This window comes from Pseudomonas sp. C9 (genome assembly GCF_002000165.1).
Classification (GTDB): Bacteria; Pseudomonadota; Gammaproteobacteria; order Pseudomonadales; family Pseudomonadaceae; genus Aquipseudomonas.
The window spans coordinates 3,436,093-3,452,636 of the sequence record NZ_MPAK01000001.1 but is presented as its reverse complement, the minus strand read 5'-3'; the positions used below and the strand labels follow the sequence as shown (position 1 = coordinate 3,452,636).

At 58.4% G+C, this 16,544-nt stretch carries 11 protein-coding genes; 6 read left to right on the top strand and 5 right to left on the bottom strand.

Features of this window, described 5'->3' with window-relative positions; genetic code table 11:
- Window positions 1–75 precede the first annotated feature (75 nt).
- Entirely contained in the window at window positions 76–1,929 is a 1,854-nt protein-coding gene (locus BMS17_RS16115; RefSeq protein ID WP_046028580.1) for a DUF4105 domain-containing protein, read from the top strand.
- A gap of 180 nt (window positions 1,930–2,109) precedes the next feature.
- Entirely contained in the window at window positions 2,110–2,604 is a 495-nt protein-coding gene (locus tag BMS17_RS16110) for a GreA/GreB family elongation factor (protein WP_046028583.1), read from the top strand.
- Here BMS17_RS16110 and gdhA read toward each other — a convergent pair.
- Both gdhA and ettA read right to left on the bottom strand, forming a co-directional pair.
- Window positions 2,601–3,938 carry an NADP-specific glutamate dehydrogenase gene (gdhA, locus tag BMS17_RS16105; protein WP_046028584.1) on the bottom strand — a complete coding sequence of 446 codons (1,338 nt, stop codon included), beginning with the start codon at window positions 3,936–3,938 and terminating at the stop codon, window positions 2,601–2,603. The two genes, BMS17_RS16110 and gdhA, sit on opposite strands and share 4 nt — an antisense overlap.
- Before the next feature lie 368 nt (window positions 3,939–4,306).
- Window positions 4,307–5,971: an energy-dependent translational throttle protein EttA gene (gene ettA / locus BMS17_RS16100; RefSeq protein WP_046028585.1), complete on the bottom strand. Its 1,665-nt coding sequence runs from the start codon at window positions 5,969–5,971 to the stop codon at window positions 4,307–4,309.
- A gap of 285 nt (window positions 5,972–6,256) precedes the next feature.
- Here ettA and BMS17_RS16095 point away from each other — a divergent pair, with 285 nt between their 5' ends.
- The 4 genes from BMS17_RS16095 to BMS17_RS29900 all read left to right on the top strand — a co-directional run bounded on the left by BMS17_RS16095 (window position 6,257) and on the right by BMS17_RS29900 (window position 13,001).
- Window positions 6,257–10,105 (top strand): bifunctional diguanylate cyclase/phosphodiesterase, encoded by a 3,849-nt coding sequence (locus BMS17_RS16095; protein WP_077431237.1) that lies wholly within the window; start codon window positions 6,257–6,259, stop codon window positions 10,103–10,105.
- 249 nt (window positions 10,106–10,354) lie between these two features.
- Window positions 10,355–11,608, top strand: a complete 1,254-nt coding sequence (gene glyA / locus BMS17_RS16090; protein ID WP_046028588.1) for a serine hydroxymethyltransferase — start codon at window positions 10,355–10,357, stop codon at window positions 11,606–11,608.
- Window positions 11,609–11,825: 217 nt separating this feature from the next.
- Entirely contained in the window at window positions 11,826–12,356 is a 531-nt protein-coding gene (locus tag BMS17_RS16085; RefSeq protein WP_046028590.1) for a hypothetical protein, read from the top strand.
- A gap of 78 nt (window positions 12,357–12,434) precedes the next feature.
- On the top strand, window positions 12,435–13,001 hold the full coding sequence (locus BMS17_RS29900; protein ID WP_139348093.1) for a hypothetical protein: 567 nt from the start codon (window positions 12,435–12,437) through the stop codon (window positions 12,999–13,001).
- 128 nt (window positions 13,002–13,129) lie between these two features.
- Here the strand turns inward: BMS17_RS29900 and yjiA are convergent, their stop codons facing one another.
- The 3 genes from yjiA to BMS17_RS16065 form a co-directional block, all read right to left on the bottom strand.
- A complete protein-coding gene (yjiA, locus tag BMS17_RS16075) occupies window positions 13,130–14,101 on the bottom strand; it encodes a GTPase (RefSeq protein WP_077431236.1) in 972 nt (323 codons plus the stop codon).
- A 162-nt stretch (window positions 14,102–14,263) separates the two neighbouring features.
- Window positions 14,264–14,461, bottom strand: a complete 198-nt coding sequence (locus BMS17_RS16070; protein ID WP_003228401.1) for a YbdD/YjiX family protein — start codon at window positions 14,459–14,461, stop codon at window positions 14,264–14,266.
- 15 nt (window positions 14,462–14,476) lie between these two features.
- A complete protein-coding gene (locus BMS17_RS16065; protein WP_077431235.1) occupies window positions 14,477–16,543 on the bottom strand; it encodes a carbon starvation CstA family protein in 2,067 nt (688 codons plus the stop codon).
- Between the last annotated feature and the right edge of the window lies 1 nt (window position 16,544).

The window sequence follows — 16,544 nt, the reverse complement described above, 5'->3', positions numbered from 1 at the left end:
CTTTCGGGGAGCGGATTTATTTTTTGGCCCGCCCCTCTTTGGGTCTTTGTTTTTTTCGACTTTAAGTTGCTCACTATGCTCAAACGCCTTGCCTGGCTGGCGCTCTGTGTCTGTGCCCCGCTGTCCGCCGCGCCACACCTCGACAATCAACGTTTGCAGCAACTGGCCAACGACCCCTTCTGGATTTCCCTGGGCCACTACGAAACCGCCAAGCTCGGCGGCTGGCGCAGCTATGTCAGCGACCAGAAGTTCTTTCTTGCGCCTGATGGCAACGAACATCCCGACCATGAACTGGCCGCGACCGTGCAAGCGCTGTACGCCCCGGCCAGTGCCGGCGAACGACATGCCCAATGCGTTTACCCGGCCCGCACCCGCTGGTTGAAGGCCCAGCTCAAGCTGACCGACCTGCCGACACTGGACTGTGCCGAGTTCAAGCAGTGGTTCAAGGACGTCTCGCCCGACAGCGCGGTGATGATTTTCCCGGCGGCCTACTTGAACAGTCCGTCATCTATGTTCGGTCATACGCTGCTGCGCATCGACCAGAAAGACGTGCAAAGCGACCACACCGCCCTGCTCAGTTACGCCATCAATTTTGGCGCCTACATCGAAGGGTCAGACAACAGCATCCTTTACGCCTGGAAAGGCTTGATGGGCGGTTATCCCGGGTTGTTCGCACTGGTGCCGTATCAGGAAAAACTCTCGGAATACCGCAGTCTCGAGAACCGTGATTTGTGGGAATACCGACTGAACCTGACCCAGCCCGAAACCGCACGCATGGTCGAGCACGTCTGGGAGCTGAAGCAGATCAAGTTCGACTACTTCTTTTTCGACGAAAACTGCTCCTACCGCCTGCTCGAATTGCTTCAGGTGGCACGACCGAGCCTGCGCCTGACCGAGCAATTCCCGCTGACCGCCATCCCCACCGACACCGTCAAAGCGGTCAAGGAAGCCGGGCTAGTCGAGTCGATAACGTATCGACCGTCGCGCGAGCGTGAATTGTTGAGTCGCGCCGAACCGCTGAACGCTGATGAACAGCAATGGGTGCTGAACGTCAGCGCGGATCAGAAACAGTTGCAGGCCCCCGCCTTCAAGGCTCAACCCAAAGACCGCCAGGCGCTGATCATCGACGCCGCTTATCGCTTGGAACGCTACCGCGCCAACGGCCAGGAACGCGACCCGGCGCGAGCGCAACGCAGTTTCGAACTGCTGCGGGCGATCAACCAGAACCCCGCGCCGGAGCTGGATATCCCGCGACCCGGCCTGCCCGAGGACGGCCATGAATCGCGCACCTGGCAGGCCGGCATCGGCACCCGGGGCGATAAAGCATTTGGCGAGTACGGCCTGCGCATGGCCTATCACGATCTCAACGACAACGCCGAAAGCTTCCCGCTCGGCGCACAGATCGAAATCCTGCAAATGAAACTGCGCCAGTACGAAGGCAATCAATGGCAGTTTCAGCAGCTAGACCTGGCAACGATTCGCTCACTGACCCCGCGCAACGAGCTGCTGCAACCGCTGTCGTGGCAGGTGACCGGCGGTCTGGAGCGCGTGCCGGGCAAGCATGACGACGAAACCCTGGTCAGCCACGTCAATGGCGGTGGCGGCGGCACCTGGCAACTGGGTGACGACCTGCTCGGCTTTGCCTTGGGCACCGTGCGCGTTGAACACAATAACGACTTCGCCGCTTTCATCGCCCCGGCGGCGGGCTTCAACACCGGTGTACTGTGGAACAACCCGCTGGGCAATTTCAGCCTGGAGACCAAAGGCGACTTCTTCACCAATGGCGAAGTGCGCCGAAACATCAGCCTGAATCAGCAGTGGGAACTGTCGCGTAACCTGGGCCTGCGCCTGAGCGCCCAGCGCGACTTCAGTCACCTCGCCACACCCGAGAATGAAGTGATGCTAGAGGTGAAGTGGTATCACTATTGACGTAAATCCCTGTGAGAGCGGGCTCGCCCGCGATAGCGATTTACCATTCATCATCAATACTGATTGATAGCCCATTGAACAGCCTCGTCCGCGCCCATCGCTCGCAATGAGTCGTACGCAGACATCCACCGAAACCAAAAGCCTGCAACCATGGCCCAAACCCTATAACGGGAGATCACCATGAGCCGCGCATTCGTCAACGAAGATAACGCTGCCGCGCAAGCCGATCAGCCGGTCGAACGGCAGGTCAGTGCGCAGCCCAATTACGTCACGCCCCAAGGCTTGAGCCTGTTACAGGGCAAGGTCGCTGTACTGCAAGCCCTGCATGCCGAGCAGTCCGCCAAGGGCGAACAGGCCGACAAACAGCGCGTGGCAGATCTGGAACGGGACCTGCGCTACTTCAAACAACGCCTGAGCAGCGCTCAAGTCGTGCAGCCCGCCACCTCGACGGTAAAAGTGCAGATCGGCAGTTGGGTCACTTACGCCGACGAACACGACACCGAACACCGTGTGCAATTGGTCGGCGAGGATCAGGCCGATGCCGCGCATGGCCTGATCAATTGGGACTCGCCACTGGGGCGCGCGTTGCTGGGTGCACCACTGCAAGCTGAAGTGCTGTGGCAACGCCCCGCCGGAGATCAATTGATTGAAGTTATCCGCATCGAACCGGCTTAAACCACGCCTTGGGCGAGCATGGCGTCGGCGACTTTAACGAAGCCGGCGATGTTCGCACCTTTTACGTAATTGACCCGCCCGTTCTCTTCGCCGTAATGCACGCAGGCGTGATGGATCGACTGCATGATCGCGTGGAGCTTGTTGTCCACTTCACCGCCGGTCCACAACAGGCGCATGGCGTTCTGCGACATTTCCAGCCCGCTCACGGCAACGCCGCCGGCATTCGACGCCTTGCCTGGCGCGAACAAAATGTCTGCTTCAATGAACACGTCCACGGCCTCAAGGGTCGTCGGCATGTTCGCGCCTTCCGCCACGCACATGCAGCCGTTGCGCAGCAAGGTGCGAGCGGCCTCGGCATCGAGCTCGTTTTGTGTCGCGCACGGCAGTGCGATGTCGCAGCTCAGGGACCACGGGAGTTCGCCGCCACGGAATTCCAGACCAAAACGGCTGGCCAGTTCGCGGATACGACCGCGCTGGACGTTTTTCAGCTCCAGCACGGCCAGCCACTGCTCTTCGGTCAAACCGCTTTCGCAGTACAGCGTGCCTTCGGAATCAGACAGCGAAATAACCTTGCCCCCAAGGTCCATCACCTTGCGTGCAGCGTATTGCGCGACGTTGCCGGAGCCGGAGATCGCCACGCGTTTGCCCTCGACCGTCAATCCGCGACGCTTGAGCATCTCTTCGGCGAAGTAGACACAACCAAAACCGGTGGCTTCCGGGCGAATCAGACTGCCGCCATAGCTCGGGCCTTTACCGGTCAGCACGCTGGTGAACTGGTTACTCAGGCGCTTGTACTGGCCGAACAGGAAGCCGATCTCCCGGGCGCCAACACCAATGTCACCGGCCGGCACATCCACATCGGCACCGATGTGGCGGTACAACTCGCTCATGAACGCCTGGCAGAAGCGCATGACTTCGGCGTCGCTTTTGCCCTTAGGGTCGAAGTCCGAACCGCCCTTGCCACCGCCCATTGGCAGTGAAGTCAGGGAGTTTTTGAACGTCTGCTCGAACGCGAGGAACTTCAGCACGCCCAGATTCACCGAGGGATGGAAGCGCAAGCCACCCTTGTAGGGGCCGATCGCGCTGTTCATCTGGATGCGGAACCCGCGATTGACCTGCACCTTGCCCTGATCGTCGACCCAGGAAACCCGAAAAACAACCGCCCGCTCCGGCTCACAAATACGCTCCAGAATGCCGGAGGTCAGATAGTGTGGATTGGCTTCGAGAAACGGCCACAGGCTACGCAAGACCTCTTCAACCGCTTGGTGAAACTCGGGTTGATCCGGGTCGCGTTTTTTCAGGCGCGCAAGGAAGGATTCGACGGATTCGATCATGGAAAAGTCTCGGCAAATTTATTGTCGTTGGAGGAGATTGAGCCGGACTGTAACAAACGATTCATGCACGAGAACAGCGCATAACGTCGCATTTATGAAATTAAATGGTGCACAGGATATAAATTAATCTGGTTTTTTAGCTTTTTTGCACCTGAATGGGGATTCACAACTCAAGTCTTGCACCATCAGGTACACCGTCTTCGCGGGCAAGCCCGCTCCCACAGTGTCCGTGAAGCTTTGCGTATCCCGGGCAATCCACATTCCCGTGGGAGCGGGCTTTCCTGCGATGAATTCACCGCGATCCCACTGAAAAACGCATAAAAAAACGGAGCCCCGAAGGCTCCGTTTTTCATGCAACCGATCCGGTATCAGGCCAGTTTTTTGTGCCGTACACGATGCGGCTGGGCAGCTGCTTCGCCGAGACGCTTTTTGCGGTCGGCTTCGTATTCGGTGTAGTTGCCTTCGAAGAACACCGCTTGCGAGTCGTCTTCGTACGCCAGGATGTGCGTCGCGACGCGGTCAAGGAACCATCGATCGTGAGAGATCACAATGGCGGCGCCCGGGAAGTCCAGCAGTGCTTCTTCCAGGGAACGCAGGGTTTCAACGTCGAGGTCGTTGGACGGTTCGTCGAGCAGCAGGACGTTGCCGCCCTCCTTCAGGGTCAGGGCCAGGTGCAAGCGACCGCGCTCACCACCGGACAGGTCCTTGACGAACTTCTGCTGATCGCCGCCCTTGAAGTTGAAGCGACCGACGTAGGTGCGCGACGGGATCTCGTAGTTGCCGATGCGGATCTGATCCGAACCGTCGGAGATTTGCTGGAACACAGTCTTGCTGCCGTCCAGGTCTTCGCGGCTCTGATCGACGCACGCCAGTTGCACGGTTTCGCCGACTTCGATGCTGCCCGAGTCCGGCGTTTCCTTGCCCATCAGCATGCGGAACAGGGTCGATTTACCGGCACCGTTACCGCCGATCACGCCAACGATGGCGCCTTTAGGCATGGAGAACGACAGGTTGTCGATCAACACGCGATCGCCGTAGCCCTTGGAAACGTTCTTGAATTCGATGACCTTGTCGCCCAGGCGCGGACCGGCCGGGATGTAGATCTCGTTGGTTTCGCTGCGCTTCTGGAATTCCTGCGATTGCATTTCTTCGAAGCGTTGCAGACGAGCCTTGGATTTGGACTGGCGGGCCTTGGCGCCTTGGCGCACCCACTCCAGTTCTTCCTTCATGGCTTTTTCGTGGGCCGACTGCTGCTTGGATTCGGCAGCCAGACGATTGGACTTGGCTTCAAGCCAACCCGAATAGTTGCCTTCGTACGGGATGCCGGCACCGCGGTCGAGTTCGAGGATCCAGCCGGCGACGTTGTCCAGGAAGTACCGGTCGTGCGTGATCGCAACCACGGTACCCGGGAAATCGTGCAGGAAGTGCTCCAGCCAGGCGACGGAATCGGCGTCCAGGTGGTTGGTTGGTTCGTCGAGCAGCAGCATGTCCGGAGCGGACAGCAGCAGGCGGCACAGGGCCACGCGACGCTTTTCACCACCGGACAGGAATTCGACTTTCGCGTCCCATGCTGGCAGGCGCAGCGCATCGGCGGCGACTTCCAGTTGACGCTCAAGGTTGTGACCGTCGCTGGCCTGCAGAATGGCTTCGAGCTTGGCCTGTTCAGCCGCCAGCTTGTCGAAGTCGGCATCTTCTTCAGCGTAAGCCGCGTAGACCTCGTCCAGGCGCGCCTGGGCGTTCTTGATCACGCTGACCGCTTCCTCAACCACTTCACGCACGGTTTTGGTCGGGTCCAGGATCGGTTCCTGTGGCAGGTAGCCGATGTTCAGTTCCGGCATCGGACGGGCTTCGCCTTCGAACTCGGTGTCGACGCCGGCCATGATTTTCAGCAACGTGGACTTACCCGAACCGTTGAGGCCGAGTACGCCGATCTTGGCGCCAGGGAAGAACGACAGAGAAATGTTTTTCAGGATTTCCCGCTTCGGCGGAACCACTTTGCCCAGCCGATGCATGGTGAAGACGTATTGAGCCATGGAGAACCTTGGGTCAGTGACAGATGAATGATTGGAGCGCAGGCGAAGCCTGGCCAGACTGTGCGCGTCGTCCGATTGATGGCGATCAATACGTGCACGCTGAAAAAGTCTGAGTCTAGGAGCTGGAACGCTCCCGCGTAACCGGCAAAGCTACCTGATTGACGGAAGGCAGTCCAGCCGACAGGGGCTGGCACTTAGCCACAACTCAAGGCATGCTAGCCGCCCTTCGGGCGTCAGGCTTATAGTGCACGTCGCGCCAGTCCAGTCAAACCGCAGGATTCCAGTTTGTCTAATGCCACTCCGCAAGCTTCCGTGAGCGCTCCCAGTCCTGCGACCGGCTCGCCCCTGCGCGGAACCCTGAAAGGCGCGCTGGCGACACTCGTTCTGTTGCTGCTCGCCCTGCTGTTCTGGCAGTTGCTGGATCAACTTCGCGAAACCCAGAAACACCAGCGCCAATACACCATCGATTACACCGCCGACCTGGCCGCGCAAGTCAGCCTGAACATGGCGCTCAACGCGCAAATCGCCCTCAACCTGCTACCGATCGTCGAACAACCGCAAAGCGCCGACGAACAGCGGGCGTTACTGCGCAAGCTGCAACAGTCATTACCGGAACTACGCAGCCTGGCGTTGCTCAGCCCCTCCGGGAAAATCCTCAACGACAGCGCCGATGACAGTCAGGACGCCGACTACCTGAGTGATCTGGTCCGGCGCAGTCATGCCCAGGCCCACTACTTCAGCAACGCCGATGACGGTTCGGTGGTGCACCTACTGCTGCATCAAGCCAGCGGCAGCTCCCGAGGCTATTGGGCCCTGCGCCTGACACCGACCTTTTTCTCGACGCTGACCAAACAGAGCGAGGCCGGCATCCGTCCGCTGTGGCTGGTGGAAAACCGCATTAATCGCCAGATCATCAGCCGCGATGATGCCGTGCCCTCCAGCACGCCAGCCGTGCTGACGCCGGATGAATTGGCCAGCAGTGTGCTGACCGTGCCGTTGAGCAGCAGCGACTGGCAAATGCGCGGGTTGTTCGATCGGCAACGGGTGCTCGAAGAGCTGCTGCCGGCGTTCATTGGCAAATGCCTGCTGGGCCTGGCGTTTTCGCTGCTACCGTTCATTGCGCTGCTGAACATGCGCCGCCGCCAACGCCAGTTGAATGAGGGGCGTCGACGCTACCAGGACATTTTCGAAGGCACCGGCGTTGCACTCTGTGTACTCGACGTATCGGGGCTCAAGGGCGCTTTCGACAAGGCGCAGTTGCAGAGCAACGAACAATTGCAGGCCTGGCTTGAGCGCCCGGAACAACGCCGGCAACTGCTTCAGGAGTTGCGCATCACCGAGGTCAACCAGGTTGCCCTGCAACTGCTCAACGTCAATGCTTGCGGGCAGGCCTGGAACCTGTTGATCGACGGCAATGCACAGAACGGCACGGCCATTGGCAATCAAGTGCTCGAAGCGGTGTTTAACCAGCAGCGACAGCTTGAGCTGGAAATCAAACTGCAGGGTGCCAACGACCGCGATCAGCACTTGTGGCTGGTCCTGCGCCTGCCGGTCGATCAGAACGACTATAAAGCGGTGATCCTGAGCATTACCGACATCACCAGCCGCAAGCTGATCGAGCTGTCACTGCTGGAACGCGAAGGATTCTGGTCCGATGTGGTGCGCACCGTGCCGGATCACCTGTACGTGCAGGACGTAATCAGCCAGCGGATGATTTTCAGCAACCACCACCTCGGCCAGACCCTCGGATACGACCGTACCGAACTGCATCAGATGGGTGAGTATTTCTGGGAAATCCTGCTGCACCCCGAGGATGCCGATTTCTACCATCGCTCGCGCCAGATCCAGCGTCAGGCGGGTTACAGCCAATTGATGCAGTGCCAACTGCGCTTCCGTCATCGCGATGGCAAATGGCGGCGGTTCGAGATTCGTGAACAGGCCCTGGCACGGGACAAGCACAATCAGGTCACGCGCATCATCGGGGTGGCGAAGGACATCACCGATCAGATCGAAGCCAGTGAATCGTTGCGCGACAGCGAACAGCGTTACCGGATGCTCGCCGAAAGCATCAGCGACGTGATTTTCTCCACCGACAGCAAACTGTCGCTCAACTACGTCAGCCCTTCGGTGCAAGCCGTGCTGGGTTATGACGCAGAGTGGATCTTCCAGAACGGCTGGCAATCGATCGTCGCCAACCCGCAACAACTGACCGGCATCTTCACCTTGATGGACCGGGTCAGCAAAGCGCTGGATAAACCCGAGCAACTGGCACTGTTGCGCAGCCAGGTGCAGACCCAACTGTTCCTGTTCGATTGCCTGCGCGCCGATGGCCGCAAGATTCCCATCGAGTTGCGACTGGTGCTGGTCTGGGACGAACACGGCGCGTTTGAAGGCGTGCTGGGGGTCGGTCGTGACATCAGCCAGCAACGCCGCGCCGAGAAAGACCTGCGCATGGCGGCCACGGTGTTTGAACACTCGACCTCGGCGATTCTGATCACCGACCCGGCCGGTTACATCGTTCAGGCCAACGAAGCGTTCAGTCGCGTCAGCGGCTATGCCGTGGAACAAGTGCTCGACCAGTTACCGAACATGCTGACTGTCGACGAGCAGCAGGACGCTCATCTGCGCTACGTGCTCAAGCAACTGCATCAGAACAGTACGTGGGAAGGCGAAGTCTGGCTCAAGCGCCGCAACGGCGAGCACTACCCGGCCTGGGTCGGAATCACGGCGGTGCTGGACGACGAAGGCGACCTGGCCAGTTATGTGTGCTTCTTCAGCGACATCAGCGAGCGCAAGGCCAGTGAACAGCGGATTCACCGCCTCGCCTACTACGACGCCCTGACTCATCTTCCCAACCGCACGCTGTTCCAGGATCGCCTGCACACGGCGCTGCAATCGGCGGACCGGCAGAAGTCATGGGTGGTGCTGATGTTCCTCGACCTCGACCGTTTCAAGCCGATCAACGATTCCCTCGGCCACGCCGCCGGCGACCGCATGCTCAAGGAAATGGCCACGCGCCTGCTCGGCTGCGTCGATGATGACGACACCGTGGCTCGCATGGGTGGCGACGAATTCACCTTGCTGCTGCAACCCCGGGTCAACCGCGAAATCGCGCTGAACCGGGCGATCCATGTGGCGGAACAGATTCTGGCCAGCCTGGTGAAACCCTTTGTACTGGAGGGCCGCGAGTTCTTCGTCACGGCCAGTATCGGCATCGCCCTGAGCCCGCAGGACGGCAATGAACTCAGCCAATTGATGAAAAATGCCGACACGGCGATGTACCACGCCAAGGAACGCGGCAAGAACAACTTCCAGTTTTATCAGGCGGACATGAACGCCAGCGCACTGGAACGCCTGGAGCTGGAAAGTGATCTGCGACACGCCCTGGAACAGAACGAATTCGTGCTGTATTACCAGCCGCAATTCAGCGGCGACGGCAAACGCTTGACCGGTGCCGAAGCCCTGTTGCGCTGGAGTCATCCACGACGCGGGCTGGTGCCGCCGGGGGATTTCATTCCGGTGCTCGAAGAGCTCGGCCTGGTGGTGGATGTCGGCGACTGGGTCATCGGCGAAGCGTGCCGCCAGCTCAAGACCTGGCACCAGACGAAAGTCCGCGTGCCAAAAGTATCGGTGAACATCTCGGCGCGGCAGTTCTCCGACGGCCAGTTGGGCACGCGGATCGCCACCATCCTCAAGGAAACCGGCCTGCCGCCGGCGTGCCTGGAGCTGGAGCTGACCGAAAGTATCCTGATGCGCGAAGTCAGCGAGGCGATGCAGATTCTCGCCGGGTTGAAAAACCTAGGTCTGAGCATTGCGGTCGATGACTTCGGCACCGGCTACTCATCGCTCAACTATCTCAAGCAGTTCCCGATCGACGTTCTGAAAATCGACCGCACGTTTGTCGATGGCCTGCCGTCCGGTGAACAGGATGCGCAAATTGCCCGGGCGATCATCGCCATGGCACACAGCCTGAACCTGGCGGTGATCGCCGAGGGCGTGGAAACCCAAGAGCAACTCGACTTCCTGCGCGAGCATGGTTGCGATGAGGTTCAGGGCTATCTGTTCGGCCGGCCGATGCCACCCAGCCGCTTTGAAGCACAGTTCAGCAATGATGCCCTCTTCATGCTCGACTGAAGTCCTGCTGAGAGGCTGATGACCCTATCGCGAGCAACCTCGCTCCCACAGTGGATCTTCAGTGTTCGCGCATTTTATGTACACCCGAGAACTTGTGGGAGCGGGCTTGCCCGCGATGAGGCCTGCATGATCACCGCTGATCCCTTCATGAAGCCCACTTGTCTGCGACATGATGTCGTTTCATATGCCATCCAAAACCCGTTGGGTTAGAATGCCCCCCTTTTCTGCCCCCGATCCTTGAGGACCGCCATGTTCAGCCGTGATTTGACTATTGCCAAGTACGACGCCGATCTTTTTGCCGCCATGGAGCAAGAAGCTCAGCGCCAGGAAGAACACATCGAGCTGATCGCTTCGGAAAACTACACCAGCCCAGCGGTGATGGAGGCTCAAGGCTCGGTTCTGACCAACAAGTACGCCGAAGGCTACCCGGGCAAGCGCTACTACGGTGGTTGCGAGTACGTCGACGTCGTTGAGCAGTTGGCCATCGACCGTGCAAAAGAACTGTTCGGCGCCGATTACGCCAACGTTCAGCCGCACGCCGGTTCGCAAGCCAACAGCGCCGTTTACCTGGCCCTTCTGTCGGCTGGCGACACCATCCTGGGCATGAGCCTGGCCCACGGTGGTCACCTGACCCACGGCGCCAGCGTTTCGTCCTCCGGCAAGCTGTACAACGCCATCCAGTACGGCATCGACGCCAACGGCCTGATCGACTACGACGAAGTCGAGCGCCTGGCGGTTGAACACAAGCCAAAAATGATCGTAGCCGGTTTCTCTGCTTACTCGCAGATCCTCGACTTCCCGCGCTTCCGTGCAATCGCCGACAAGGTTGGCGCCTACTTGTTCGTCGACATGGCCCACGTGGCCGGTCTGGTCGCCGCTGGCGTCTACCCGAACCCGGTGCCATTCGCTGACGTCGTGACCACCACCACGCACAAGACCCTGCGCGGTCCACGTGGCGGCCTGATCCTGGCTCGCGCCAATGCCGACATCGAGAAGAAGCTGAACTCCGCGGTATTCCCGGGCGCCCAAGGTGGCCCGCTGGAGCACGTGATCGCCGCTAAAGCGATCTGCTTCAAGGAAGCACTGCAGCCTGAGTTCAAGACCTACCAGCAACAAGTGGTGAAAAACGCCAAGGCCATGGCCGGCGTGTTCATCGAACGCGGTTTCGACGTCGTTTCCGGCGGTACTGAAAACCACCTGTTCCTGCTGTCGCTGATCAAGCAGGAAATCTCCGGTAAAGACGCCGACGCCGCTCTGGGCAAAGCATTCATTACCGTGAACAAGAACTCCGTACCAAATGATCCACGCTCCCCGTTCGTCACCTCCGGTCTGCGCTTCGGCACTCCGGCTGTGACCACTCGCGGCTTCAAGGAAGCCGAGTGCAAGGAACTCGCCGGCTGGATCTGCGACATCCTGGCTGACCTGAACAACGAAGCGGTGATCGACGCCGTTCGTGAGAAGGTCAAGGCCATCTGCAAGAAGTTGCCGGTTTACGGCGCTTGATAGCAGCAGCTTGAATAAACCCGGCCTGACAGCCGGGTTTTTTTTGCCTGTTATTTTTGCACCCCTGCAAACTTCGACACTTCTCTAATTGAAAACTACTGAAACATCAAAGCCCAAAAACAACTACTCATTCCCGCCCCTCGACTGTTAGCTTAATAACCAGCCGACAACTTCGGCCAACTTTACAAATTAAAACCACACACAGGGAATGAACAACATGAGCCAAAACAAAGAGCGATCCTTTATTGCCACAATGACAACCAGCCATGGCAACTTGCATTTACCAGGCATCACCCACGGCAAAACAACACGCATCAAAAAACTTGATTTTGACACGTGGTCTTTCGAAGCCAATATGGACGTATCCAGTTATCTTTGCGTTAAAGCAAACACTGCACCCAAGCAGCTAAAATTCGAGTTTCATTGCATCGACGACTATTACTCAATTTATCTGATCACTGACGGCCCGTATCACCAGTATGCACTGAGTAATGAAGACAAAGACTTCATCAGCGCCTTCCGCCCTGACCATGACCAGACAACCTTTAACTTGCTAGATAAAAACGGAAACGTCATAACCCTCGACCAGATCGACAACGACACTCCGACACTCCGGATTCAGACTCGGGGCGGCCGGACGCTCAGCGTACGGGGCAATACAGCGGTAGGCGGCCTGGTTTGTACAGGCAAAGTCAAAGCACAGCCTCTGGACTTCAAACTTGAAATACTGACCCGAGGCACTCTCTGAGTCATTCTCCCGACCTGCCAATATTGAACGAAAAAAAATCAACATGGACGAACTAAAATCAAGCATGGACAGCCTGAAATGAAAACCGACCGACAACTATCTTTCACCGCAACCTTTGGCACAGAAACAACGTTATTGAATTTCCTGGACATCGCACTTGGCAAACGGGCAATAGTCAACTCAGGACTTGCCAGCGGTGGATTTTTCACTGGAAAGCGTCAAAGCCGGGATGATTCACACTTAATTGGTTTTCGCCCTGATGTCCCGGTAGACGCCAAACCTCGCCTACAGCTTTATTTCAGGCATACGCAGCGTCATTACAGGCTCTATGTCCGAACAGCAGGGGATTATTATGGAAAATGCCTCAGCATGAGTGACAACGGATTACTTGGGGCATTCCCTTCTGATGACTCGAACGTCTTTGCGCTGAGAGACGAACGCGGAAACATGCTGACCCTTGATACTATAAAAAGTGAATCGCTCAGTATTTATCTGCAGCCGAAGGAGTCTGGACTTCTACATCAACACAAAGAGCATGATTCAACCTATCTTTATGTCGCAGACAAAGGGGATTCCCCCTTGGCTTTCAATCTGCACATCCTGGAAAGAAATGCCCCTTACGTCAGCAGCCCCGATGAGGTCTGACGATCCAGGCATTCAATACCGTTGAGCGGCGGCGGACGTCCCCTCCCGACTCAAAACCGGGAGGTGCATAGTCGGGGTGAGGCGGTGATCACCGCCGCCTCACCTGAAAACAACCCAAATTCTGCACACTACTGCGCTGCCACCCGTGCAAATCCTTCGCGAATCTTCTCTTGCGGCAAGTCATCGGCAATGAACACGATCACGCTTTCGCGGGCCTCATCGTCTGCCCACTCGGTATCCCAATCGAAACCATACAGTTTCAGCACACCCTGAAACACCATGCGTCGAGACTCACCGAGGATGTTCAATACGCCTTTGTAGCGCAGCAGTTGCTTGCCATGCTCTTCGAGCAATTCATTCATGAACTCGCTGAGCTTGTCGATATCCAGCGGTTTGTCGGTGCGCAGCACCAGGCTGGAGATGCGGTCGATGGATGGCGCCTTGCTTACCGGACGCAGACTCACGCCACCGCCAAGGTCGGCATTCAGATTAAAACCGCGCACGTCGAGCAATTCAGCCAGATCGATCTGGCCGTGATCGACCACGCGGATCGGCGCACGCCGGTTGATACGGGTCAGGCGTTCACTCAATGCGCTGAAGGTCGGCTCATCCACCAGATCGCGCTTGCTCACCAGCAAGCGGTCTGCGAAACCGATTTGCGCCTGGGCAATGGTTTGAGCCAGGTGCGTGTCGGCATGCGCCGCGTCGACCAGGGTGATGATGCCGTCGAGGAGGTAGCGTTCACGCAGTTCTTCGTCGATGAAGAACGTTTGCGCCACCGGAGCCGGGTCCGCCAGGCCAGTGCATTCGATCACCAGGCGATCGAAGGCGATGTCGCCGCTGTCCAGGCGTTCGAGCAACAGGTACAGCGCCTTGGTCAGGTCGGTGTGGATGGTGCAGCAGACGCAGCCGTTGGACAGCGTCATGACTTGTACCGGCTCGTCGCCCAACAGTTGGGTATCAATACCAGCATCACTGAATTCGTTTTCGATCACGGCTATTTTCAGGCCGTGCTCTGCTTTCAACAGGTGACGCAACAGCGTGGTCTTGCCGGCGCCAAGGAAGCCGCTGAGGATCGTGACGGGGATGGGAGAGGACAAACTGAATCTCCTGCTTCATAAAATAAAAAGTGAACACAAAAACAAATGTGGGAGCGGGCTTGCCCGCGATAGCGATTTACCATTCAACATCAATGCTGACTGATAGTCCGTCATCGCGGGCAAGCCCGCTCCCACAGGGGTTGCATCAATCTGGCTGTCGGATCAACAGCACTTCGGCCCACCCTTGCCACCGTAACGCGCTTCCTGACGTTCGCGGAAGAACATCTCGTAGCTCATCACCGGTTTGTCCGGGTGTTTGGTTTGCATATGCTCGACGTAGGTGTCGTAGTCGGGCATGCCGACCATCAGGCGCGCGGCCTGACCGAGGTATTTACCGAGACGACTCAGGTCATTGAACATGTTTGCAATCCTCGATTACGCGTCAGGCAGGGCGTGGAATGGCGATTCTTTATCCGTGCGCTCTTTTTTACCCCAGGAGGCAATGCCGACCTTGAGTGCATAGAACAGGATGCTGAATACCACGAACAGGAACAGCGCCGTCAGCGTAGCGTTGGTGTAGGCATTGAAGATCACGTGCTGCATCTGCGTGATGTCCTTGGCCGGGGCGAGGATCTGACCGTTGGCCAGCGCATCGCTGTACTTCTTGGCCAGCGACAGAAAGCCGATCGCCGGGTTGGCGTCGAACAGCTTGATGAAGCCTGCGGTGGTGGTGCAGATCAGCAGCCAGACCGCTGGCACCAACGTCACCCAGATGTAGCGCTGGCGTTTCATTTTGATCAGCACAACGGTGCCGAGCATCAGCGCGATACCGGCCAGCATCTGGTTGGAGATGCCGAACAGCGGCCACAAGGTGTTGATGCCACCCAACGGATCGATGACGCCCTGATACAGCAACCAACCCCACATCGCTACACAACCGGCGGTGGCGATCAGGTTGGCGGTCCAGGATTCCGTACGTTTCAGCGCCGGCACGAAAGAGCCCAGCAAATCCTGAAGCATGAAACGACCGGCACGGGTACCGGCGTCGACAGCCGTCAGGATGAACAGCGCTTCGAACAGGATCGCAAAGTGGTACCAGAACGCCATGGTGTTTTCACCCGGCAGGACACTGTGCAGGATCTGCGCGATACCGACCGCCAGGGTCGGCGCACCACCGGCACGGGCCAGGATGGTGGTTTCGCCGATGTCATGGGCCACGGCTTGCAGGGCTTCCGGGGTAATGGCAAAACCCCAGCCGCTGACCGCTTGCGCCACCGCTACCACATCACCGCCGACCACGGCCGCCGGACTGTTCATCGCGAAGTACACGCCTGGTTCGATCACCGAGGCCGCAACCATGGCCATGATCGCCACGAAGGACTCCATCAGCATGCCGCCGTAACCGATGTAACGGGCGTTGGTTTCGTTATCCAGCAGTTTCGGCGTGGTGCCGGAAGAGATCAGCGCGTGGAAACCCGAGACCGCGCCACAGGCGATGGTGATGAACAGGAACGGGAACAGACCGCCCTTCCATACCGGGCCGGTGCCGTCGATGAACTGGGTCAGCGCGGGCATTTTCAGCTCGGGCATGGTCACCAGAATGCCGATCGCGAGGGCGACGATGGTGCCGATTTTCAGGAAGGTCGACAGGTAGTCACGCGGGGCCAGAATCAGCCACACCGGTAACACGGCGGCCACAAAACCGTAGCCGATCAACATCCAGGTAATCTGAATGCCGGTGAAGCTGAACGCCTTGGCCCAGACCGGGTCAGCGGCAATCTGCCCGCCCAGCCAGATCGAACCGAGCAGCAGCAACACGCCGACCACGGAGATTTCACCGATGCGGCCCGGGCGGATGTAGCGCATGTAGATGCCCATGAACATCGCGATCGGGATGGTCGCCATCACCGTGAAAATGCCCCAAGGGCTTTCAGCCAGGGCTTTCACGACGATCAGTGCCAGCACCGCGAGGATGATGATCATGATCAGGAAGCAGCCAAACAGTGCGATGGTGCCCGGGATGCGGCCCATTTCTTCACGGACCATGTCGCCCAGGGACCGACCGTTGCGGCGGGTCGACATGAACAACACCATGAAGTCCTGAACAGAACCGGCCAGCACCACGCCCGCGATTATCCACAGAGTACCCGGCAGGTAACCCATCTGCGCCGCCAATACCGGACCGACCAGAGGACCAGCGCCAGCGATGGCCGCGAAGTGGTGGCCGAAAAGAATGTGTTTGTTGGTCGGCACGTAGTCCAGACCATCATTATTGAGTACGGCGGGGGTCGCCCGTCGCGGGTCAAGTTGCATCACATTATTAGCGATGAACAGACTGTAGTAGCGATACGCAACCAGATAAATGGCCATCGCCGCGACCACAATCCACAAGGCGTTGATTGCCTCTCCGCGGCGCAGTGCCACTACCCCAAGTGCGCACGCACCGACGATTGCCAGCAGCAGCCAGGGTAAGTGGCTTAGCAGGCTATTATTATTTTTCATT

What these genes read in the sequence shown, in the direction of transcription:
- BMS17_RS16110 (WP_046028583.1), top strand. Translation starts at nt 2,110, where the DNA reads ATGAGCCGCGCATTCGTCAACGAAGATAACGCTGCCGCGCAAGCCGAT.
- BMS17_RS16085 (WP_046028590.1), top strand. Translation starts at nt 11,826, where the DNA reads ATGAGCCAAAACAAAGAGCGATCCTTTATTGCCACAATGACAACCAGC.
- BMS17_RS16065 (WP_077431235.1), bottom strand. Translation starts at nt 16,543, where the DNA reads ATGAAAAATAATAATAGCCTGCTAAGCCACTTACCCTGGCTGCTGCTG.
- ettA (WP_046028585.1), bottom strand. Translation starts at nt 5,971, where the DNA reads ATGGCTCAATACGTCTTCACCATGCATCGGCTGGGCAAAGTGGTTCCG.
- glyA (WP_046028588.1), top strand. Translation starts at nt 10,355, where the DNA reads ATGTTCAGCCGTGATTTGACTATTGCCAAGTACGACGCCGATCTTTTT.
- BMS17_RS16070 (WP_003228401.1), bottom strand. Translation starts at nt 14,461, where the DNA reads ATGTTCAATGACCTGAGTCGTCTCGGTAAATACCTCGGTCAGGCCGCG.
- BMS17_RS29900 (WP_139348093.1), top strand. Translation starts at nt 12,435, where the DNA reads ATGAAAACCGACCGACAACTATCTTTCACCGCAACCTTTGGCACAGAA.
- BMS17_RS16115 (WP_046028580.1), top strand. Translation starts at nt 76, where the DNA reads ATGCTCAAACGCCTTGCCTGGCTGGCGCTCTGTGTCTGTGCCCCGCTG.
- gdhA (WP_046028584.1), bottom strand. Translation starts at nt 3,938, where the DNA reads ATGATCGAATCCGTCGAATCCTTCCTTGCGCGCCTGAAAAAACGCGAC.